This window comes from Pseudomonas peradeniyensis (genome assembly GCF_014268935.2).
GTDB lineage: Bacteria > Pseudomonadota > Gammaproteobacteria > Pseudomonadales > Pseudomonadaceae > Aquipseudomonas > Aquipseudomonas peradeniyensis.
Map to the genome: position 1 here is coordinate 572,057 of NZ_JABWRJ020000004.1, position 20,094 is coordinate 592,150.

At 61.9% G+C, this 20,094-nt stretch carries 35 protein-coding genes and 1 tRNA gene; 31 read left to right on the forward strand and 5 right to left on the reverse strand.

From position 1 onward, the window contains the following. Positions 1-18: 18 nt before the first annotated feature. The 3 genes from HU751_RS23055 to HU751_RS23065 are packed head-to-tail and all read right to left on the reverse strand — an operon-like array spanning position 19 to position 687. Positions 19-198, reverse strand: coding sequence for a hypothetical protein (locus HU751_RS23055; RefSeq protein ID WP_186733581.1), 180 nt, complete (start codon positions 196-198; stop codon positions 19-21). Between the two features lie 19 nt (positions 199-217). Then, on the reverse strand, positions 218-412 hold the full coding sequence (locus HU751_RS23060; protein WP_160290763.1) for a hypothetical protein: 195 nt from the start codon (positions 410-412) through the stop codon (positions 218-220). Positions 413-441: 29 nt separating this feature from the next. Then, positions 442-687, reverse strand: coding sequence for a hypothetical protein (locus HU751_RS23065; RefSeq protein WP_186733580.1), 246 nt, complete (start codon positions 685-687; stop codon positions 442-444). Positions 688-775: 88 nt separating this feature from the next. Here HU751_RS23065 and HU751_RS27085 point away from each other — a divergent pair, with 88 nt between their 5' ends. The 12 genes from HU751_RS27085 to HU751_RS23125 all read left to right on the forward strand — a co-directional run bounded on the left by HU751_RS27085 (position 776) and on the right by HU751_RS23125 (position 8,668). After that, complete coding sequence (locus HU751_RS27085; protein ID WP_275967726.1) at positions 776-1,537, forward strand: S24 family peptidase; 762 nt, start codon at positions 776-778, stop codon at positions 1,535-1,537. 555 nt (positions 1,538-2,092) lie between these two features. Further along, complete coding sequence (locus tag HU751_RS23075; RefSeq protein ID WP_186733579.1) at positions 2,093-2,659, forward strand: hypothetical protein; 567 nt, start codon at positions 2,093-2,095, stop codon at positions 2,657-2,659. A gap of 1,045 nt (positions 2,660-3,704) precedes the next feature. Continuing rightward, on the forward strand, positions 3,705-4,133 hold the full coding sequence (locus HU751_RS23080) for a hypothetical protein (protein WP_186733578.1): 429 nt from the start codon (positions 3,705-3,707) through the stop codon (positions 4,131-4,133). Further along, complete coding sequence (locus HU751_RS23085) at positions 4,130-4,318, forward strand: hypothetical protein (RefSeq protein WP_186733577.1); 189 nt, start codon at positions 4,130-4,132, stop codon at positions 4,316-4,318. Before HU751_RS23080 ends, HU751_RS23085 begins: the two co-directional genes overlap by 4 nt. Continuing rightward, positions 4,315-4,530, forward strand: coding sequence for a hypothetical protein (locus HU751_RS23090; RefSeq protein WP_186733576.1), 216 nt, complete (start codon positions 4,315-4,317; stop codon positions 4,528-4,530). The genes HU751_RS23085 and HU751_RS23090 overlap by 4 nt, the downstream gene beginning before the upstream one ends. Next, positions 4,527-4,853: a hypothetical protein gene (locus tag HU751_RS23095; protein ID WP_137108991.1), complete on the forward strand. Its 327-nt coding sequence runs from the start codon at positions 4,527-4,529 to the stop codon at positions 4,851-4,853. The genes HU751_RS23090 and HU751_RS23095 overlap by 4 nt, the downstream gene beginning before the upstream one ends. A gap of 140 nt (positions 4,854-4,993) precedes the next feature. Next, positions 4,994-5,533: an HNH endonuclease signature motif containing protein gene (locus HU751_RS23100; protein ID WP_186733575.1), complete on the forward strand. Its 540-nt coding sequence runs from the start codon at positions 4,994-4,996 to the stop codon at positions 5,531-5,533. A gap of 34 nt (positions 5,534-5,567) precedes the next feature. Further along, positions 5,568-6,494 (forward strand): recombinase RecT, encoded by a 927-nt coding sequence (locus HU751_RS23105; RefSeq protein ID WP_186733574.1) that lies wholly within the window; start codon positions 5,568-5,570, stop codon positions 6,492-6,494. Further along, positions 6,491-7,258, forward strand: coding sequence for a lambda exonuclease family protein (locus tag HU751_RS23110; RefSeq protein WP_186733573.1), 768 nt, complete (start codon positions 6,491-6,493; stop codon positions 7,256-7,258). The genes HU751_RS23105 and HU751_RS23110 overlap by 4 nt, the downstream gene beginning before the upstream one ends. After that, positions 7,255-7,767 (forward strand): hypothetical protein, encoded by a 513-nt coding sequence (locus HU751_RS23115; RefSeq protein WP_186733572.1) that lies wholly within the window; start codon positions 7,255-7,257, stop codon positions 7,765-7,767. The genes HU751_RS23110 and HU751_RS23115 overlap by 4 nt, the downstream gene beginning before the upstream one ends. Positions 7,768-8,016: 249 nt before the next feature. Next, on the forward strand, positions 8,017-8,382 hold the full coding sequence (locus HU751_RS23120; RefSeq protein ID WP_186733571.1) for a DUF7740 domain-containing protein: 366 nt from the start codon (positions 8,017-8,019) through the stop codon (positions 8,380-8,382). After that, positions 8,357-8,668 (forward strand): hypothetical protein, encoded by a 312-nt coding sequence (locus HU751_RS23125; RefSeq protein ID WP_186733570.1) that lies wholly within the window; start codon positions 8,357-8,359, stop codon positions 8,666-8,668. The genes HU751_RS23120 and HU751_RS23125 overlap by 26 nt, the downstream gene beginning before the upstream one ends. Here HU751_RS23125 and HU751_RS23130 read toward each other — a convergent pair. Next, positions 8,665-8,961, reverse strand: coding sequence for a hypothetical protein (locus HU751_RS23130; protein WP_186733569.1), 297 nt, complete (start codon positions 8,959-8,961; stop codon positions 8,665-8,667). The two genes, HU751_RS23125 and HU751_RS23130, sit on opposite strands and share 4 nt — an antisense overlap. 110 nt (positions 8,962-9,071) lie before the next feature. Between HU751_RS23130 and HU751_RS23135 the strand changes: the two genes are divergently transcribed. The 13 genes from HU751_RS23135 to HU751_RS23195 all read left to right on the forward strand — a co-directional run bounded on the left by HU751_RS23135 (position 9,072) and on the right by HU751_RS23195 (position 15,606). Beyond that, the gene (locus HU751_RS23135; RefSeq protein WP_186733568.1) at positions 9,072-9,485 is read left to right on the forward strand and encodes a hypothetical protein; all 414 of its coding nucleotides are present in this window, start codon (positions 9,072-9,074) and stop codon (positions 9,483-9,485) included. 84 nt (positions 9,486-9,569) lie between these two features. Beyond that, positions 9,570-10,415 (forward strand): DNA adenine methylase, encoded by an 846-nt coding sequence (locus tag HU751_RS23140; protein WP_186733567.1) that lies wholly within the window; start codon positions 9,570-9,572, stop codon positions 10,413-10,415. Between the two features lie 21 nt (positions 10,416-10,436). After that, positions 10,437-11,225: a hypothetical protein gene (locus HU751_RS23145; protein WP_186733566.1), complete on the forward strand. Its 789-nt coding sequence runs from the start codon at positions 10,437-10,439 to the stop codon at positions 11,223-11,225. Then, positions 11,222-11,803, forward strand: coding sequence for a hypothetical protein (locus tag HU751_RS23150; protein ID WP_186733565.1), 582 nt, complete (start codon positions 11,222-11,224; stop codon positions 11,801-11,803). The genes HU751_RS23145 and HU751_RS23150 overlap by 4 nt, the downstream gene beginning before the upstream one ends. A gap of 85 nt (positions 11,804-11,888) precedes the next feature. Then, complete coding sequence (locus HU751_RS23155; protein WP_186733564.1) at positions 11,889-12,269, forward strand: helix-turn-helix domain-containing protein; 381 nt, start codon at positions 11,889-11,891, stop codon at positions 12,267-12,269. Further along, on the forward strand, positions 12,266-12,517 hold the full coding sequence (locus HU751_RS23160) for a hypothetical protein (RefSeq protein ID WP_186733563.1): 252 nt from the start codon (positions 12,266-12,268) through the stop codon (positions 12,515-12,517). Before HU751_RS23155 ends, HU751_RS23160 begins: the two co-directional genes overlap by 4 nt. Further along, positions 12,514-12,786, forward strand: a complete 273-nt coding sequence (locus tag HU751_RS23165) for a hypothetical protein (RefSeq protein WP_186733562.1) — start codon at positions 12,514-12,516, stop codon at positions 12,784-12,786. The genes HU751_RS23160 and HU751_RS23165 overlap by 4 nt, the downstream gene beginning before the upstream one ends. Next, a complete protein-coding gene (locus HU751_RS23170; protein ID WP_186733561.1) occupies positions 12,783-13,157 on the forward strand; it encodes a hypothetical protein in 375 nt (124 codons plus the stop codon). The genes HU751_RS23165 and HU751_RS23170 overlap by 4 nt, the downstream gene beginning before the upstream one ends. 73 nt (positions 13,158-13,230) lie before the next feature. Then, on the forward strand, positions 13,231-13,551 hold the full coding sequence (locus tag HU751_RS23175; RefSeq protein ID WP_186733560.1) for a hypothetical protein: 321 nt from the start codon (positions 13,231-13,233) through the stop codon (positions 13,549-13,551). A gap of 43 nt (positions 13,552-13,594) precedes the next feature. Further along, positions 13,595-13,786 carry a hypothetical protein gene (locus HU751_RS23180; RefSeq protein WP_088851926.1) on the forward strand — a complete coding sequence of 64 codons (192 nt, stop codon included), beginning with the start codon at positions 13,595-13,597 and terminating at the stop codon, positions 13,784-13,786. Positions 13,787-13,842: 56 nt separating this feature from the next. Continuing rightward, positions 13,843-14,259: a hypothetical protein gene (locus HU751_RS23185; protein WP_186733559.1), complete on the forward strand. Its 417-nt coding sequence runs from the start codon at positions 13,843-13,845 to the stop codon at positions 14,257-14,259. 39 nt (positions 14,260-14,298) lie between these two features. After that, positions 14,299-14,535 (forward strand): DUF4224 domain-containing protein, encoded by a 237-nt coding sequence (locus HU751_RS23190; RefSeq protein ID WP_186733558.1) that lies wholly within the window; start codon positions 14,299-14,301, stop codon positions 14,533-14,535. A 3-nt stretch (positions 14,536-14,538) separates the two neighbouring features. Continuing rightward, entirely contained in the window at positions 14,539-15,606 is a 1,068-nt protein-coding gene (locus HU751_RS23195; protein ID WP_186733557.1) for a tyrosine-type recombinase/integrase, read from the forward strand. Between the two features lie 120 nt (positions 15,607-15,726). On the opposite strand, the gene HU751_RS23200 is transcribed toward HU751_RS23195, so the two are convergent. Further along, positions 15,727-15,814: transfer RNA gene (locus HU751_RS23200), tRNA-Ser, on the reverse strand. A gap of 147 nt (positions 15,815-15,961) precedes the next feature. On the opposite strand from HU751_RS23200, the gene HU751_RS23205 reads away from it, so the two are divergent. From HU751_RS23205 to HU751_RS23230, 6 genes are all read left to right on the forward strand, one after another. Continuing rightward, a complete protein-coding gene (locus HU751_RS23205; RefSeq protein WP_028692373.1) occupies positions 15,962-16,633 on the forward strand; it encodes a Bax inhibitor-1/YccA family protein in 672 nt (223 codons plus the stop codon). A gap of 592 nt (positions 16,634-17,225) precedes the next feature. Next, positions 17,226-18,605, forward strand: coding sequence for a nucleobase:cation symporter-2 family protein (locus tag HU751_RS23210; protein WP_186735323.1), 1,380 nt, complete (start codon positions 17,226-17,228; stop codon positions 18,603-18,605). 86 nt (positions 18,606-18,691) lie between these two features. Continuing rightward, positions 18,692-19,084: a sulfurtransferase complex subunit TusD gene (gene tusD / locus HU751_RS23215; RefSeq protein ID WP_028692375.1), complete on the forward strand. Its 393-nt coding sequence runs from the start codon at positions 18,692-18,694 to the stop codon at positions 19,082-19,084. 1 nt (position 19,085) lies between these two features. Further along, positions 19,086-19,445: a sulfurtransferase complex subunit TusC gene (gene tusC, locus HU751_RS23220; protein ID WP_186735324.1), complete on the forward strand. Its 360-nt coding sequence runs from the start codon at positions 19,086-19,088 to the stop codon at positions 19,443-19,445. Next, positions 19,445-19,741 (forward strand): sulfurtransferase complex subunit TusB, encoded by a 297-nt coding sequence (tusB, locus tag HU751_RS23225; RefSeq protein WP_186735326.1) that lies wholly within the window; start codon positions 19,445-19,447, stop codon positions 19,739-19,741. The genes tusC and tusB overlap by 1 nt, the downstream gene beginning before the upstream one ends. Next, positions 19,738-20,073, forward strand: coding sequence for a TusE/DsrC/DsvC family sulfur relay protein (locus HU751_RS23230; protein WP_028692378.1), 336 nt, complete (start codon positions 19,738-19,740; stop codon positions 20,071-20,073). Before tusB ends, HU751_RS23230 begins: the two co-directional genes overlap by 4 nt. Positions 20,074-20,094: the final 21 nt, after the last annotated feature.

The following is a 20,094-nucleotide window of genomic DNA, read 5'->3' on the forward strand; positions in this document are numbered from 1 at the left end:
TTCCCTTTTCAGGGCCTTTTAAGGCCGAGGCAGGTGCCGGATTTTTCCGGCGCCTTTAGGCCTCGTTTTCTCGACCAGGCTCTCCCGCACTATCTGGACGGCGTACTGTTCCGGGGTCATCCCGGCTTCCCTCGCCTTCTCTTCAAGCTTTCGGTAAAAGCGCTCCTCGAGGCCGTGGCAGATCGTGGTTTCAGCCATGGGTCCCCCTTCCGGGCCTTCAGGCCGTCTGCGTTGTCTCGTTATCATCCTGAGAGATCAGGTGAGCGAGCTTCTCCTCCACACACATGCGCACGAATACGGCTGGCTGCAGGCGGTGGAGCTTCGCCACTGCCCTGACTGCCTCGTACGTGTCCTCGTCGTAGCGAGACTTGATCTCCCTGTCTTTCAGGTGGCGGCTATCGTCGTAGCTCATCGGTTGATGGTTCCTTGCTTGTGAATTGGTTAAGCGGCGGATTCGGCAGTCGTTGCCGCGATCGCTGCGAGTTTCGGGAAGAACGAGAAGGCCGAGACGCGGCCGTCGGTTGCCTTGTGCAGGTTCGCGGCTACGTCCTCGGATGGTTTCCGATGGCCTCCAGCGATCAGCCACAGGTAGCCGACCGAGATTCCCGATGCGTCGGCCACGCGCTGGCGCTCATCGGCGCTGGCGCCAGAAAGCCAGGTCTGCATATCAGGGATGGGGGTTTTCATCTTCGTCACCTTTCCGGGAGATAAACCAAATTTATCTCATGGATAATTTTTAGGCAACCGATGATTGATCTGCAAGGTTATTTATCACATGGATAAAAGCGGCGATCATCCGCGCATGGATATGAACACCATTCGACGCGACAACCTGCGCGCCCTCTCGGCCCGCTACCCAACTCAGGCTGAGTTCGCAGCGGCGTGCGGGACTGCACCCTCTGTTATCAGCCAGATCGTCTCCCCTAACCCAAAGAGAAATCTCGGCGACAAGCTAGCCAGGAGGATAGAGGCCGCCGCTGGGCTGCCACATGGCTGGATGGACCAGGTCCAAGGACAGATCGCGAAACGTTCGGTACAGCCGAACGCCTCCATTGAGTCGGAAGGCATTCAAGAGTGGGCGGACGATACTCCGCTCGACGACGACGAAATCGAACTGCCTTTTTTGAAGGAAGTCGAGCTGTCCGCAGGAGGCGGAAAAACAGTGATCGAGGTAAGCGGTACTAGAAAGCTGCGCTTCGGCAAATACACGGTGCGGAACCTTGGGGTCCAGCCAGACCAAGCGGTATGTGTATCGATTTCCGGCAACTCTATGGAACCGGTCCTTCAGAATGGAGGGACGGTTGCCGTCGATAGAGCTAAAAACAAGGTGTCTGACGTGGTGGACGGCAAGATGTACGCCATCAGCCACGCTGGCCACGTTCGGGTTAAACAGCTTTACCGCACAGCTCGCGGCGGCCTTCGCTTGCGCAGCTTCAATCGTGACGAGCACCCCGACGAGGAGTACACCGCAGATGAACTAATGGCCGAAGAGATAACCATCATCGGTCGCGTGTTCTGGGGCGCATCCTTCTTCTAGCTTGCCGGAACCCATCAAGCCCGCCGCGTGCGGGCTTTTTTTCGCCCTCAAGAAAGCGCCTTGATAAACGACCGATCATCGACAGGAGATAAATTTATCAAATTGATATTGACACCAATTTATCGCACAGATAAATTTCACCTCAAGCAGTCACCAACCAGGGGCTGGCCAGGCCCTCACAGGCCGCCGCTCTTTAACAGCCAGCGCAACAACCAACAGACCGCATTGCCTCTACCGGCGACCGGCGCCAGACAGCCCCGAAAGGCTGCCCACGACAGGGAGAACCCTGTACGGCTGACGAAGGCGAAATGCCTGAACCGAGCGAATGACCTGGCAAGCAATGCGCCCCGCCTTTCCCCGGCGGCAGTAGGGAGGAAGCGAGCGGCGCCCACCGGTAACCGGCGGCGCGGTGAGTGACCAGCAAGAACAACTTGAGCCAGCGACCGACGCCAGTAGCGGGTCGCGGCGCACCACGAGATTCACTGATGCCGCTTCGATGAGGCGGCTCACCAAAGCCACTTGCACCAGGTGGTTTTGGTGGAAAGAGGAACGACCATGCGAAAAGGCATCATCTACGGCGTGGGGATCACCGACGAGCGAGTAACAAATGGTTGTCCCTTCTACAACCGATGGAAGGGCGTAATCAGAAGGTGTTTCGCTCCAGGCAAGAACGAAGCGGCTCGCTATGCAGGCTGCTCAGTTGACCCTGAATGGCTGAGATTTAGCGCGTTCAAGCGCTGGATGCAGGACAAGCCTTGGGAAGGGAATCACCTGGACAAGGACATTCTCAGGCCTCAGGAGAAACGCTACTCGCCTGATACCTGTGTCTTTGTACCGATCTGGATCAACACCCTGCTTAACGACTGCGCTGCCAGTTCAGGTGCTTTTCCGACAGGCGTCTACCTGTTCCGCAAGCGCTATATAGCTCGTGCACATGATGGTCATGGCAAACGCCTTTTCATCGGCAGCTTTGATTGCCCGCACGAGGCGCACAGGGCCTGGGCGACCGCCAAAGCTGGCGTCATCCGGCAAGCGGTCGACCAATACCGCACCACTGACCGATTCGACGAGCGTGTCTGCACTGCCCTGCTGGATAGGGCGGATCGGCTCGCCGCAACCTGAAATCAACCGCCCTGGAGGGCAAGAGATGACCGGAGTATCCAAGCAAGGCTGCGTGCGACACGCCCGTTATCAAAACCGGGAGCTGGTCAGAGCTCGGAAAACCCGCCAGTGGAGCCTGGTCCTTCAATGCCGAATCAGTCGCGACGACTGGATGGCAGAGGCTCGCACCAAGTAGACAACCAGCGCCACGTCAGCCTGACGTTAACTGCCCCATCTGTGCCCGCCCATGCGGGACTTCATCACCAGCGCAGAGCGTCCTGCCCCATAAACGGTTCAGGGGAGGCAGAACAGGGCGTTCTGCGGTGTTGATGAATGCGCAGGCTGATGCGCAGCGTGAACGACCGGGTGGACTCTTGATGAGCAAGATCACATCCGCGTTAGGCGCGAAAGGAAACAAGTGAACCCTTGTACGCGCTGGAGGGTAGCCGCCAGCAAGCCGGAGATCAGCGCCGGCCATCAACACCGCCCGCAGCCCCGCCGCCGAGCGGTGAAATCCCAACGCGACTTGATCGTGGGTCACGTGGCGGGGCTGCACCTATCCCTTGACTGCCAGGGAAGACTAGCCCGATGCCCTGCTCCCCATCGCAGGCTGCATCGGAGCGCGCCTTGAGTACCGCCTACCAGCGCGAGAGCAAAGGTCGACATACGTCATACAGGGCGCGCCCCGATGCATCCCGCATCCCAACTGGAGTACCACATGCTCCTTCTCATCCTGATCGGCGCAGCGCTCAGCCACATGAGGCCAGAACCTCATCCTGAAAGCGGCCTGCCAACCGGTCCATTGCGTTCACACCGCGAGCGCTGGCGATGTACCAGCGGGGCAAGGCCTTTCTGGAGGTCAACGTCCCGCCAAAAATTATCGACTCTGACGCAAGGCCATTGAGCCTATGGAAGAAAGCCCGGGGAATCCTCGGGCTTTCACGATTCACCCCTTCCCTTCACTCCGACCGCATCAGACAGGTGCCAGCGAGCTTCACGGCTCGGGTTTGGTCACCTGCGCTGGCATCTGCCTAATGCGGTTGCCCCACCCCATCAGGAGAACGCCATGGGCGCACTTCGAGCAGCACAGTTTGAGTACGACAACCGGATGCCTCCGGCGGTGAGCGACGATGACGCCGACCAGGTGGAGTGGATCGAGAAGCACGCGGCCCAATTGGTCTTGGGCTACCGGGTCAGCTGGGGCTACCGCGGCGAACGCGGCGAGATCACCCAGGCCGACTTTGCCCGGGCTGTGCAGGATCACCTGAACAACCGCCAGATCGACGGCCTGGACCAGCAGGACGCCTTCGGCAAGCTGGTCATGGCGGGCATGGGTACCGGCAGCGCGGGCTTCATCATGGAGCTGTGCACGTACCTGCTTGGCGGTCCGAGGGCTCTCAAGGAGATCGCCGCCGACCTGCTGCGCCCGGTAGCGGCCAAGGCCGTCGCCGCCGAGCGCGACAAGGAGCGCGACATTCAGGAGTGTGGGTTTTGAGCCCGCATGTGCGAATTGGCGAGGCCATCGACCGGCTGGCTGCGCACTGCACCGCCGAGACCGACCGAGAAACTGAATCGCTGATCGTTGCCCACTTCACTGCCGGCGACATCGACGCCGACGAGCTCAAGCACTACTGCGAACGTGTCCGCCGCATCGCCGAGCGGCGCAAGGAGGCTGCATGACTACGCCAATCGTCCCATCGATCATCGACGACCAGGTGGCCGAGGTTTCCCAGGCCGTGCCAGACGACCGCATCCTGATGGTGTTCAAGGGCCTGACCATGGAGGACGCCATGAACCAGGCGCGCCTGGCTCACATCGAGAACCCGGCCGCCTGGTCGGGCCGGGCCTACCTCTGCGGCATGTGCACGCTGGCCTACGAGGTGCGGACATGAGCTATTCACGCACCGACTACTACGCAGAGGGTTTGGCGGAAGCATTCGAAGAGCACGGCGTTACCGCAACCCCTGAACAGATTCGAGCAATTGCAGGTGACGTTGTTGGCTGGGCCGAGTGCATCGGTATGGCCTTCCATGTTCCGGCTGGCGACCCGCGCGACAGTGAGCTTGCCGAACTTCGCAAACAACTTGAGCGAGAGCGCAACAAGGTTGCTTGTGGAGTCTGCAAAGGCTCCGGTCTTTTGCGCTTCCAAGGGCCGTACCACGGCTCAACCTCGACCTGCCACAAATGCAATGGCGCAGGCAGGCACGAGCCATGACCAGCTACCAGAGAGCCAAGCGCCTCTACATCTTGCGGGGTTCCATCTCCATGCTCTTCGCCTGCACCTTCTTCATGCTCGCCAGCGCTCTGGCCGGCAGCATCACTTCCTGATTCACGTAGCCGAGCACGGCGGAACCCATGATTGATCAACAGTATCTATCCGCTCGCCTTTCTTACTGCGCAAATACCGGATCCTTCACCTGGCTACCTCGCCCGCTTTGCGACTTTGTGTCTGAGGAGCGCATGAAGGCCTGGAACACCAGATATGCCGGCTCGCGAGCGGGAAAGGTGAACAGCAACGGATATCTGCTCATCCAGATCAACGGAAAGAGCTACAGGGCCCATCGCTTGGCCTGGCTTGCGTCACACGGCAAGTGGCCGACTCAGCATATCGATCACATCAACGGCAACAAGTTGGACAACCGAATCACCAATCTCCGAGATGTCAGCAGTCTCGAGAACAATCGGAACATGCCCCTTTTGGCCAGCAATAAGAGTGGCCGTGTAGGGGTTAGCTGGTACTCAGCCAGGTCAGAGTGGGTGGCGCACATAAAAGTCGAGGGCCGGCAAAAGATCCTTGGCCGCTTCAAGTCAAAAGCGCTCGCCATTGCCGCGAGGGAATCCGCAGAGCGTGAGCTTGGATTCCATCCCAACCATGGCCGCATGCCCGCTGCTTGATCTGGCATTTCCCCAACATCAACCGGAGGCGATCATGAGCAACGCCGTTGCCACAATCTCCCAGGACATTTACAGCACCCGCGACTCCTTCGCCTCGGTGCTGACCGACCGCTCGCTCAACTTCGAGCGCGAGGCCGAATTCGCGATCCAGACCATCACCGCCAACGACTACTCTATGAAGCTGGCCGTGCAGAATCGGCAGTCGGTGGTCAACGCGGTGACCAACATCGCCGCCATCGGCATCAGCCTCAACCCGGCCAAGAAGCAGGCATACCTGGTGCCACGGGACGGCAAGATCTGCCTCGACATCAGCTACATCGGCCTCATGGACTTGGCCATGAACACCGGTGCCATACGCTGGGCCCAGTCTGAGCTGGTCTACACGAGCGACAACTTCGCGCTCAACGGATTCGACAAGCCGCCAACCCACTCCTACAACCCGTTCTCCAAGGATCGCGGAGAGGTGATCGGCGTGTACGTGGTGGTCAAGACTGCCGACGGCGACTACCTGACCGAGACCATGAGCGTGGACGAGGTCAACGCCATCCGTGACCGGTCCAGCGCCTGGAAGGCCTGGATCTCGAAGCAGAAATCCTGCCCATGGGTCACCGACTGGGGCGAGATGGCCAAGAAAACCTGCGTGAAACGGGCCTACAAATACTGGCCGAAGACCGAGCGCCTGGAAGAGGCCATCCACTACCTCAACACCGATGGCAACGAAGGTCTGTCGCCAATCAACGGCAAGCCACAGGCTGATGCTGACTTGGCTCGGCGCTGGATCGACCAGACCGTGTCGTGCCAGTCGGTCGACGCGCTGCAGCAGATCTGGCAGGCCGGCCTGGCAGACATCAAAGCCGCCAGGGACATGGCCGCATACAGCCAGTTCAAGGCGCAGGTGGAGAAACGCCGCGCAGAACTGCTTGAGCTCGAACCCGTAACTCTGGAGGGCGAACCGCAATGATCCTGATCGAATGCGAACAAGGCAGCGCCGAGTGGCACCGGGCGCGCGCCGGCTGCATCACCGCCAGCATGTTCGGTATCGCCCGGTCGCGCACCGGCGGCCTGGACGAGAAGCAGCAGGCCTATGTGACTGCCATTCTTGGCGGTGCAAGCGAAGGAGAGGCCCGCGCTGTGGCCGGTTACAAAACATCGCCCCGCGCCGAATCGATCCAGCTTGCCCTGCAAGGCAAGCCGGTCGGCCAGCCAACCGAAGCTGCCCTGAACTACGCCTTCAACCTGGCCGTTGAGCGGATCGCCGGCGAGGCGTTGGATAGCGGTTTCGAGACCTGGCAGATGAAACGCGGTCACGAGCTTGAGCCTATGGCCCGGATGGAGCACGAGATGCAGACGGGCCTGCTCGTTCAGCGAGCCGGCTTCGTGACCACCGACGACGGAGCATTCGGCGCCAGTGCCGACGGCCTGATCGGCGAAGACGGAGGCAGCGAGTACAAGTGCTTCATCGCCCCCGACAAGCTCCGAGCCTTCCACATCGACAACGACGCCAGCGGGATCATGGACCAGGTCCAGGGCTGCATGTGGATCACGGGTCGTAAGTTCTGGCATGTCGGCATGTACTGCCCTGCCCTGGAGGCAGTTGGCCGTCAGCTCTGGTGGGCTGAATTCAAGCGCGACGACAACTACATCGAGCAACTTGAAGCCGATCTCTGGCAGTTCAAGCTGCTGGTGGACGACTTCGAGGCGAAGCTGAGGAGCAAGGCAGCATGAACCCATCAATCGACCTGGAGGCCGCAAAAGCGGCCTTCTTCTCGTCTGGCGGCCGGATCGTTGAGCTCGAAGGCTTCCAGTACGTCCCCTTCCGCCAGCGCCATCACCCCGAGCCGAAGCCGAAGCAGGCCAGGCCAGCCAAGCAAGAGCCCGGCGGCGAGCGCAAGATCCGCGCCAAAGAGCGTGCAGCTCAGATCGAAGAACTCGCCAAGACCATGAGCTGTGGCGAGGTGGCCAAGCTCCTGGGCGAAACCAAGACCGCGCTGTGGGGCGTAGCGGCGCGTAGTGGGTTCAGGTTCTTCAGTCCGCCTAAGCCGCCCCGGCCGGAGAAGGTAAAGGCCGAGCCAAGTCCAGAGGACCGCGAGCTGGCCGACAAGATCATTGCTCTGCGTGATGCCGGCAGGTCCAGATGCAGGACTACGGTTGAGCTGGGCATCGGCAACTGCCGGTTGGTGCGGATTATCGTGGTGTTCGATATCGACTTCCCAGTTCAACAGCGCCAGAGGTAGGCCATGATCGCAACCATGTCCCAGCCCGTTCCAGCCGTGAAGTACGCGGCGGCCATGGCCAAATCGACTGGCCAGCCTTGGGGTGTATATCGGGGAAGCAAGCACCTGCTGGTCGTCATGCCCTCTGGATCGACGAAGAAATCGCCAATTGAGGTGTGCCACCCATGAGGCGCATCAACAACCTGGTCCGCCAGCGCCGGCGGCAAGAACAGTTTCACCTGCCGCCCAGCGGCCTACTGGAGCACAGACATGCAAAAAGCACCTTCTGGAGTGGTAACCCTGCCGGCCTGGCTGAATCGCCCGGTCAAGAAGCTGTACAACACCCGCAGCGGCGGCCAGTACCGGCCTGACGAGGTTGCTCTTGCCTTTGCGCTGAGCCTGCGGGAGCACGACAGCGCCGATCACCTGCGCAGGCTGGCCCGGCGCCTGGTCGACAAGGTCTGCCTCGAGCACCAGCCGAACATGAAGCGCCTGGCCCGCGAGCCCGACGACGCCAAAGTGTTCGACGCCGCGCTCAAGATCATTAACCGGGTGTGCGATCTGCTGGAGTACGGACCGGGCACCCGCTTTGTGCGCAATGGAGGCGATGATGGCTCTGACGCAGCAGCAGCGTGATGAGAAGCGCAGGGCCAAGGCCGAGCGCCTGCAGGAAGAAGACCTACGCTTGAAGGTTCGACCAGGGACTAAACAGGCCCTGCTGGAGCTGATGGAGTGGGCCGGGATCGAGGAACAGGGCGAGGCGATGACTCTGATGATTCATCACCTGCATGGACTGGGTCCGGGCGGCGCGCTGCCGCTGCTGGAACCTCCGCGCCACGAAATCACGGTGTCACCGTCTGTGGTGCGGAAGCTTGAGAACTTCAGAGCACGAGAAGCTCTCAGAATATCAGCAGAAAACTAGGACGCGATCGGCGCCCCAGCCTTGGCCACAGCGGTCTCCGTCAGCTTGGATAGGAGATCAACCGGGCTGATGTTCCGGCCGTAGCTGTTTTCGATGATGTCCCATGGCAGATTTTCCTCGCTGCGAAGGCGGCCGTGCTCGTCGTAGATTCCAATGAACGCGCCGTCAACTTGCCCCTGGAAAAGCCCAACGCTCACGGTCGAGTAATGGCCATTGCCATGCTTGTGCTCGTGGCGTTCAGCCATTGGATATTTTTCGAAGAACTGGAAGAAGCCTTTCTGGCGCTGTTGCATACACGCTCCTTGATCCGGCCCCATGCCGGTCACCCGTAATACCCCATCCCACCCCAAATTGCCACCATGCCGCCACCAGCACGGAGGGCGGCGCATGCTTGGAGAAAGCCATGAGCAACTACAACTGCGACTACGTTCGCCGCCACTACGACGTGCCGGCCGAGGTCGGGCGCCGGGTGATCGCCAACGGCGAGCCAGGCGTGATCATGGCCGACCGCGGCAACTACATCGGCGTCATCCTCGACAGCGACCCGAAGAAGCGCATCCGCAACTACCACCCCACCTGGGAAATGCAGTACGGCGAGATGGCCGAAACGCTGCCGCTCAAGCAGTGGGAAGTCCTCACCAACGGCATGTACGACTGGGACGACGTGAAGTACATGCTGGGCGATGCCCGCCATTACGTGCAACGCGTGTGGGCAGCCACCCGCAGCCAGGCCAAGTATCGGGCCTATCAAGAGTTGGACGAGTGCTTTGATGACGCCACAGCCATGCTGACCTTCAAGGTTCGCGCCGCCGCCTGACCCTCCGGCGCTGCCCGCCAGCGCCTTCCCCTATTCAACGATAACGCCGCCCCGGCGAGGGAGGCGCCTGCAATGGAGTGTTCCATGACCATCTCAGCGCCGGTGATCCGGTACCACGGCTCCAAGTTCCGGCTTGCGTCGTGGGTCACCCAGTATTTCCCGCGGCATACGTGCTATGTCGAGCCCTTTGGCGGCGCCGCCGGCGTTCTGATGCAGAAGCCCCGCTCCTATGCCGAGGTTTACAACGACCTGGACGGCGACATCGTGAACTTGTTCCGCGTGCTGCAGGACCCGAAAAGCCGGGTGGCGCTGTTTGAGGCGGTGGTTCTGACGCCCTATGCCAGGCAGGAGTTCGAGCGAGCCTGGGAGCCCTCCGAAGATCCAGTTGAACGTGCACGCCGCACCATCATCAGGGCGCAGATGGGCTTCGGCTCTGCCGGTGCCACCAAAGGCATAACCGGATTCCGGATCGATACCAAGCGCGAATACGGCACTGCCCAATCACTCTGGCTCGAGTATCCAGAGTCGATCGCCACGATCGGACAGCGACTGACTGGCGTTCTCATCGAGAACCGACCGGCGATCGAGGTCATGCAGGCGCACGATGCCAGGACGACCCTGCACTACGTAGATCCGCCGTACGTGCACGAAACCAGATACAAAAACGCACAGAGCGGCCGGTACTACCGGCACGAGATGGACGACCGCCAGCACGCCGATCTACTCAAGTCGTTGCTCGAGCTAGAAGGAATGGTCGCCCTGTCCGGCTACCCGAGCGAGCTCTATGACGACACCTTGACCGGCTGGACTAGACACACCACTTCAGCCCGGATTTCCGCAGGTCGGGGCACAGCCTGCCGCACCGAATGCCTCTGGCTAAACCCCGCATGCCAACGCTCGAGCAGCCAGTTCAGCCTGTTCGGCAGCTGATTACCATATCGAGGTATCCCCATGCCCACAGAAAACCGATCCAGCAACACAGAGATGGTAAGCGTGCCGCGCGACAAGCTGCAGGCCTGGCAGGAACGCTTCTCGAAAGCTCAGATCTTCAGGGAGTCCAGTGAAGTGCAAGCACTCCTGTCCCAGCCATCCGATCAGCACCAGGGCGAGCCAGTGGCGCTGCCTGCGAAGAGGCCCCGCCGCATGAATGACCAGCGAGACGACGCTTACGACAACGGCTGGAACAACTGCCTCGACGAAATCGCCAAGCTCGGACCGCTGTATACGCGTCCGGAACCAGCAGTTCAGCAGGAGCCGGTGGCGCGTCTGCGCTGCTATCAGTCCGCGATCGGCCCGAAAGTCGAGGTCATAAAATTCACGGCGCAAGTATTCAAGCCAGGTCGCGAGGTCGACGTCTACATCCACGCCGATCCTGGCGAGGTTGAGCGGCTGCAATTCGAGCTGAGCGAAGCCAGGGCCATTGCAAATGGGCAAACCTCACTGCGTAAGGAAGAAGCCGAAGACTGGGCGAAAGAGCGCGACACCCTGCGCGCCCAGCTGGCCGAGGTGTACGGACTGCTGCGTGACCTTGGCGTTGAGCCGGACGACGTGAGCGATATGTACTCGGGTGTTGCAAAAGATGCTGAACGTTACCGCCTTTTGCGTGAGCGCATGCTCGTTTCCGACTTTCCGCCGCCACATCCTGACTGGTCTATTCCTTCCGAGATCGAAAGCAAGCGCATTGATGAACTCTGCGACGCCGCCCTATCCGCCAGCGCAGAGCCGGAGCTGAATCCATGAACATGCCAAGCATCACCGAGTGCCGCGAGTGCGGCAGCACCTCCCTGACGTGGGATACCCACAACAAGAACATCAGCCAAGCGCAGCACGGTCGCCTGACCACGCAAGACATCCGCTGCCAGTTTGTACTGGGCTGCGACCACTGCTCCGAGACGCTTGCTGTTGTGAGCGCCGACCAGGTTGCCGCGTGGCTCACGGAGACGCGAGAAACCAGCGCAGAGCCGAGCGCGCCGGTTGAGCGCGATGAGCGGGCTGACTTTGCCAAATGGACTCATGAGGTCATTGGTACCCACGAGTTCGAAGGAGTACATCACAAGGTCCAGCGTCGCGATTCTATGAGTAAAGATGACGAGTCGATGGCCTGGGGAGGCTGGCAAGCCCGCGCCGCCCTGGAGCGCAAGCCGTCTTCCGGCCAAGGCTCCAGCGAGCCGATAGCATGGCATGTGGGCGGCAATGGCTATGACCGTGTTTGCTTTGAGCACCCTGGCGATATCACCGGCGACCCTTGCGTGCAGCCCATCAACGACCTACGCCAGCTGATTGGAATCCTCAAGCGTTACAGCCTGACCGCAGAATGACCGAAAGAGAACATTTGTACTCCACCCAGCTGTAACCCCTCTCCCCTCTATTCACTGCCGCGATATGGCGGCCAAGGACGAAGTCATGCCTGCAGAAAAGGCAGAAGCCCCGAAGCTCACAGATCGGCAGCAAGATGTTCTCGAAACACTGCGCGATATCGGCCGAGATAACGCGGTCCGTTACCGCAGCAAGACGCCCTACCTCTACCAGCAGGACTGCGAGAAGCTTCTGAAAGGGGACGAGGCGTGTGTGTTTGGCCTTGGCGGCCTGACTTGGCAGGTAGGCGAGCGACTGGGGCTTGCCGCAGCGGCGGTGCTCAGCACCTTCAAAGCCCTGGAGAAGAAGGGCCTGATCATCCGCGAGACTTACAATCCGCGCTACCAGCGCCCACTCTACTGGTGGCCCGTAGGCCTGGCCCAGGCACTGGCAGATGAGCACATGCCTGGCGTGGAGGTGAACCGATGACCCGCCTCGCCCTCTGCTTCCTGCTGCTGGCCACCGGCGCCAGCGCAAACGAGCGCTACATCGATGTGCAGCACGACGCCCGCCGCGGCGTCACCTGCTACATCCTCAACGAGTCGTCGATCAGCTGCATCCCCGACAGCCAGCTGCAGGCCGGCAACGAGCGCCAGCTCTCCCCGCACGAAACCCAACCCGAACCTACACCTGCTGCCGCGCCGGCAGCCTGGAATGATGAGAGGTATCAGCTGTGACCGCCCAACAACTCGAACTGAAGCGTGGCCGCACTTACCGCGGCAAGAAGCCATCCTGCGTCCGCAGCTGCGGCCTGGTGAACGACCGCACCGTCATCTACATCGGCATTGACGAGGTCCAGTACGACGGTCCGTCCGTGGCGCCTGGAAGGAAATATCCGCGCGTTCCGATCAGCAAGTTCCTGGAGTGGGCGGGCCATGATGTGACCGACGACCTGCCACCCGGCAAGTACGCGCCCTGGCCACCTGTGAAGCAGGTGGCGCCATGAACGAAAAATTCGAGGAAGGCAAAGCCTGGCGTCAGTCATTGAAGGCCGGCGACGGCGTGGTCATCACCGAGCGCGACATTGCGCGGCGCAAGAGCATCACCACAGTTGAGCGCGTTACGGCAACTCAGGTCATCGTCAGCGACCGCAGTCGCCGGTTCAACAAGCAGTATGGCCGGGAAGTCGGCACCACCTATGGCGCGACCATCACCCCGGTGACCAGTGAGGCACGTGCCCGCATCCTGGCGGACAAGAACCGTTCCGAGTTCAGCACGCTGACCTACAGGGCGGATAGGCTCAGCGACGAAGAAATCTCCGCAATGCTCGATGCGGTGAAGGCCCTGCGCGCAAGCAAAGAACAGGAGGCGCCATGACCTGCACCTGCCCATCCGGAGACGGCTCACTGCGCTGGCCGTGCCCGGTTCATCCGCCGAAGGAGGTCCAGCAATGACCACTGAAGCAACAAACGTACAGGCCCTGATGAAGGCCTGCCAGCGCGGCGTGGCCGGCAAAGGCCCGGCGATCGAGGTGGCAAACAACCTTCTGGCCGAGTGCTACGGCCTGCTGGGCAAGCTGGCTGCCGAGAACGAGGCACTGCGCAAGCAGGTAGCAGATCTGTCGCCATTCAAGAACGCACCGCCCCAGGACTACCGAGCATCGAACAAGTGCTTGGCCTGTGGGGAGTATCACCATGGTCTCGGCAACCTTCCATGCCCGAGGTGCACCCCTGTCGCTCAGTCGGCCATGGCCAAGGAGGCGCAGCCATGATCGCCCTCGCCTACATGGCCTACCTGATCTATCGGGCACCGCGATGATCCCGCATACAGGCTGGCTACGGCGCCAGCTCGAGTCGGCACTGATCCTGCTGGCCGCCTGGATCCTGGGCGGCCGCAACGTCACCAGGTCCGGGGTCGTCTCGCGCCGTGACAACAACGAGATGTTCGAGCTGGACTACCGACTGCGTGACATCGCCCGCCGCATCCGCAAGCAGTACCGCGAGTAACCCCTCCCCAAACTACTCAAGCCCGCCGACATGCGCGGGCATGGAGAGCTATTGCCATGACGAAAGAAGAACTGGCCGCCCAGCTGAGCGGTCTCGAGTACCCCGTCCGGATCCCTGGCGCACTGGTCGCCGCCGCGCAGAGCTCCGGCCTTGTAATCCTCTGCGGCGCCAGCGACGACCTGATGGAGTTCTATGGTGCCCGCCGCGAGGAGATCAGCTGTTACGACGGCGGCACGGCATTCGTCGATGCAGACGGCATCCTCCCCGACCGCGACTGTCTGGATGGCGAAGAGGAGATCGCCGAGTACGTGCAGCGCCAGAAGTTGGCCAAGCCGATCGAGGCGCTGTGGTGCAAGGAAGACGGCTACAGCTGGACCTACAAGACCGACATTCCGCACGCGACGTTCGAGGTCGTAGAGGACGAAGAGCCCTACTGCCGCGGGGTCGTGTTCGCCCTGGCTGACCTGGCCTGACCACCAACCTGCCGCCACCGGCGGCGTGGAGACCATCCCATGGAACAACCAAGCGAGATCCTCGACGAGGAGGAAGTAGCCCGCCTGACCGGCTACCAGATCCCAAGCAAGCAAATTGCGTGGCTGGCCAGTAACGGCTGGCAATACACGTTGACCCGGGCGCGGCGCCCAATCATCGGCCGGATTTACTTTCGGATGAAAATGGCAGGAGTGAAGCCGACGACAACGAACGTCGCGGCAGAAACATGGACTTTGGATTTGTCGCGGGTGGGGTAATGGATGCGCCAGAAGAAAGCAGGAAACAGGGATCTCCCGCCACGCATGATCCGGCGCAGCCGCAAGCGGAAAAATGGAAAGGTCTGGGTTGGGTACTACTACAACGGGAGGGATGAGGAGGGAAACCGCAAGGAGATACCACTGGGGAGCGATCTGGACGTGGCAAAGGTGGAATGGGCGAAGCTTGATAGCAAAGCCGTGCCGAAGGTCACTCGCTTGATGAGCCATCTCTTCGATCGATATGAGCGAGACGTCATCCCAACCAAGAAGCCTCGGACACAGAAGGACAATCTGGCCGAGCTTCGGCAGCTCAGGAAGGCTTTCAGCGACGCGCCGATCGAAGCAATCACGCCGCACACGCTTGCTCAATACCGCGACAGGCGCACTGGGAAGGTGCGGGCAAATCGAGAGATCGCCCTGTTGTCGCATATCTTCAACATGGCGAGGGAATGGGGCGTGACTTCTCAGGTCAACCCAGCGGCTGGGGTTCGCAAGAACAAGGAGAAGCCGCGGGACTTCTACGCCGGCCCTGCAATCTGGGATGCGGTGTACGCAGTCGCCGTACCGGAACTCAAGGATGCGATGAACCTGGCCTACCTCACCGGTCAGCGACCAGCCGATGTCCTGGCTTCAAGGGCCTCAGATGTGGTCGACGGCTACCTGCAAATCGACCAGGGCAAGACGGCCAAGAAGCTTCGGATACGCCTGGCCACAGACGGTGAGCAGAGCCAGTTGTCGCTGCTGCTTGAGCGTCTGCTGCTGCAGCGTAGGGAGAGAGGTGTGCGCGGCCCTTACCTGATCAACACAGAGGACGGCCGAAACGTCACCAAGTCGATGCTTCGACTCCGATGGGATGACGCGAGAAAGGCGGCGGCAGAGAGGGCGATTGAGGAAATGGACCCGGCCCTGGCCGAGATGATCAAGGGCTTCCAGTTCCGAGATATCCGCCCAAAGGCCGCCAGCGAAATCGAGGACCTGGCCCATGCAAGCAGGCTTCTCGGCCACACCGACAAGCGTATAACGGAGGTGGTTTACCGCCGCGTCGGCGAAGTTGTAAAGCCCACCCGGTGATGGGTTCAAAAAGCCAAGTTGCGGAACACCACTAAAAAGATGCGGAACACATGCGCGAATCATCTGGCGTAAACACATACCCCAGAAACACGAAAAGCCCCGAATTCAGGGGCTTTTGTATGGCGGAAGCGTAGGGATTCGAACCCTAGGATAGTTGCCCATCGACGGTTTTCAAGACCGTTGCCTTAAACCACTCGGCCACGCTTCCAGCTTGTTTTGCGGCGGCAATCATACCGTAATGTAACAAGCTGTCAAACTCTCTGTGTCGCGCCCTGCGACAGCTCTGATATGCTCTGCCTCATACGTTCCACTACCGCCGGTCCCGGACCGCGGTCTCACCCCAAAGGAGTGCGCCATGCGCGAACAGGATTACGCCGTCCAACACGGCCAGCAGGTCGAGCAGCAGGAGGTCAGCAAGGTCCTGCGCAACACGTACAGCCTGCTGGCCCTTACCCTCGCCTTCAGCGGCATCATGGCCTTCGTCGCCCAGCAGATGCGTGTCGGCTACCCGAACATCTTCGTGGTGCTGATCGGCTTCTACGGCCTGTTCTTCCTCACCAACAAGCTGCGTGACTCGGCCTGGGGCCTGGTGTCCACCTTCGCCCTCACCGGCTTCATGGGCTTCATCCTCGGCCCGATCCTCAACCGCTACCTGGGCATGGCCGGTGGCGCCGAAGTGGTCAGCTCGGCCTTCGCCATGACCGCCCTGGTGTTCGGCGGCCTGTCGGCCTACGTGCTGATCACCCGCAAGGACATGAGCTTCCTCAGCGGCTTCATCACCGCCGGCTTCTTCGTCCTGCTGGGTGCCGTGGTGGCCAGCTTCTTCTTCCAGATCAGCGGCCTGCAACTGGCGATCAGCGCTGGCTTCGTACTGTTCTCGTCGGTCTGCATCCTGTTCCAGACCAGCGCCATCATCCATGGCGGCGAGCGCAACTACATCATGGCCACCATCAGCCTGTACGTGTCGATCTACAACCTGTTCGTCAGCCTGCTGCAGCTGTTCGGCATCATGGGCCGCGACGACTGATCGAATCGGTCGACAGCGCCTCGCAAAAAGCCCGCTTCAGCGGGTTTTTTCGTGCCCGCTGAACAGTGGCATTACCGTCTTGGGGGCCTCGGATGGGGCGCGACCGCGTTAGGGCCGCCAGGTGCTCGCCACAGCCCTTGCAGCGCCTATCAGATCGAGCGCCGCCCGCGCGGCGCATCGCGGATGAATCCGCTCCTACATTTGTTGCAACGTACCGAACCTGTCAGGCCATGGTTGCCAGCCTTGGTGCAGGGCTTGAGACAGGTGGGGCGGCGGCAATGCCCACCGAAAAATCGCGTCGAGCGCACAAGGCTTACAACCATGGCCTATCAGGCATGGCCACGTTGCAACAAATGTAGGAGCGGATTCATCCGCGATGCGCCGCGCGGGCGGCGCTTGATCTGATAGGCGCTGAAGCTCTAACGTCGAACACTTTGGAAGGCCTGACCGCAAAAGCCGACAAAGATTGACTTAAAAGTCAGCTTATTACCCCATTCCGCCGCGATTGTGCGGCCATCGTGCTTGCCTCTACCCCTATGGGCTTTCTGCCCGTAGAATGCGCTCCTTTTTTCTTCCGGGGCGGCATTTTCCCATGAGTTCACACGAACACGGCCCAGGCGCGGCGGCGCCTGCCAATGAACTGGTCCTTGGCCTCGAGGACAAGCCTCGCCTGCTGATCGGCCTGCTGGCGGCACTGCAGCACCTGCTGGCGATCATCGTGCCGATCGTCACGCCGGGCCTGCTGATCTGCCAGGCGCTGGGCGTGTCGGCGCGTGACACCAACCTGATCGTGTCGATGTCGCTGGTGATCTCGGGTATCGCCACCTTCGTCCAGTGCAAGCGCTTCGGGCCGTTCGGCGCCGGGCTGCTGATCGTCCAGGGCACCAGCTTCAACTTCGTCGGCCCGCTGATCGCCGGCGGCGCGCTGATGGTCAAGCAGGGCACGCCGGTGGAGAGCGTGATGGCGGCGATCTTCGGCGTGGTCATCGCCGGTTCGTTCGTGGAAATGGGCGTGTCGCGCATCCTGCCCTTCGTCAAGCGTCTGATCACCCCGCTGGTGACCGGCATCGTCGTGCTGATGATCGGCCTGACCCTGATCAAGGTCGGCCTGATCAGCATGGGCGGCGGCTTCGGCGCCATGGCCAACGGCACCTTCGCCGATGGCGAGAACCTGCTGCTGTCGGGCGTGGTGCTGGCGATCATCGTCATACTCAACCGCATTCCGGTGGTGTGGATGCGCAGCTGCGCCATCGTCATCGCCCTGGCCGTGGGCTATGCCCTGGCCGGCTACCTGGGCCGCCTGGACTTCACCGGCATGCAGCAGGCCGCGCTGTTCCAGGTGCCGACGCCGCTGCACTTCGGCCTGGGCTTCTCCTGGTCGCTGTTCATCCCGATGCTGGTGATCTACCTGGTCACCTCGCTGGAAGCCATCGGTGACGTGACCGCCACCAGCAAGGTCTCGCGCCAGCCGGTGGAAGGCCCGGTATGGATGCAACGGATCAAGGGCGGAGTGCTGGTCAATGGCGCCAACTCGCTGCTGGCCGGCCTGTTCAACACCTTCCCCAGCTCGATCTTCGCCCAGAACAACGGCGTGATTCAGCTGACCGGCATCGCCAGCCGCCATATCGGCATCTGGATCGCCGTCATGCTGATCCTGCTGGGCCTGTTCCCCAGCGTCGCCGGGGTGATCCAGGCGGTGCCGGAGCCGGTGCTCGGTGGCGCGGCCATGGTCATGTTCGGCGCCGTGGCGGCCTCGGGCATCAATATCCTCGCCAGCACCCGCCTCGACCGCCGCGCCCTGCTGATCATCGCCGTGTCGCTGTCGCTGGGCCTGGGCGTGGCCCAGGTGCCGGAGTTCCTCGCGCACATGCCGGCGGCGCTGCGCAACGTGCTGGAGTCGGGCGTCGCCACCGGCGGCATCTGCGCCCTGCTGCTCAACTGGTTCCTGCCCGAGGGCAAGGAACAGGCCTGAGCTGTGCCCGCTTGAGCACAAAGCCCGCGCCCACCAGCGCGGGCTTTTTGCTTTATCATGGCCGCATTCATTTGCACGAGCCTTCCATGAAATTCGCCATCGCGGTCTTTTCTCCGGCCCATGCGCCCTCCTCGCGCCGCGCCTTGCGCTTTGCCGAGGCGGTGCTGGCCGGCGGGCATGAAATCGCCCGATTGTTCTTCTACCAGGATGGGGTGCACAGCGCCTCGGCCAATATCGTCACGCCCCAGGACGAACTCGACGTGGCCGCGCAGTGGCGCGCCTTCGTCAGCGACCACCGCCTGGACGCTGTGGTGTGCATCGCCGCAGCCCTGCGCCGGGGCGTGCTCGACGACACCGAGGCCAACCGCTACCAGCGCCCGGCGGTGAACCTGCCGATGCCGTGGGAGCTGTCCGGCCTGGGCCAGCTGCACGAAGCCGCGCAACTGGCCGACCGCCTGGTCTGCTTCGGAGGTGATTGAGATGGCCAAGTCCTTGCTGATCATCAGCCGCCAGGCGCCCTGGAGCGGCCCGTCCGCCCGCGAGGCGCTGGACATCGCCCTGGCCGGTGGCGCCTTCGACCTGCCGCTGGGCATGCTGTTCCTCGATGACGGCGTGTTCCAGCTCGCCGCCGCGCAGCAACCCGACGCCCTGCAGCAGAAGAACCTGACCGCCAACCTCCAGGCCCTGCCGATGTTCGGGGTCGAGGAGCTGTTCGCCTGCGGCCACAGCCTGGCCCGCCGGGGGCTGGCCGGTGATACCCTGGCGCTGCCGGTCGAGGTGCTCGACGATAGTGCGCTGGCCGCGCTGATTGCCCGTTTCGACCAGGTGGTGACGCTCTGATGACGACCCTGCATGTAATCGCCCACTCGCCCTTCGGCGACGAGCGCCTGGCCAGCTGCCTGCGCCTGCTGGGCCCGCAAGACGCGCTGCTGCTGTGCGGCGACGCCACCTACGCGCTCAAGGCCGGCAGCGAGCCGTTCGCCGCCCTGCAGGCCGCCAACCTCGGTGAGCGCCTGTTCGCCCTCGCCGAAGACCTGCAGGCCCGCGCCCTCGAAAATCCGCTGGCCAAGGCCGTGGACTACGCCGCCTTCGTCGAGCTCTCCCTGCACCACGACAAGGTCAACAGCTGGCTATGAGTACCCTGACTGTCGGCGATCGCCACATCGCCCTGGACAAGGACGGCTTCCTGGTCGAGCTGCAGGACTGGTCCCACGAAGTCGCCGAGGCCCTCGCCACGCGCGAAAGCATCGCCCTGACCGCGGACCACTGGGAGATCCTCGAGCTGCTGCGCCAGTTCTACCAGGAGTACCAGCTGTCGCCAGCCACCCGCCCGCTGATCAAGTACACCGCGCTCAAGCTCGGTGCGGAAAAAGGCAACAGCCCGCACCTGAACCGCCTGTTCAATGGCACCCCCGCCAAACTCGCCGCCAAGCTGGCGGGCCTGCCCAAGCCGACCAACTGCATATGACCGAGCCACAGCTGAACGACG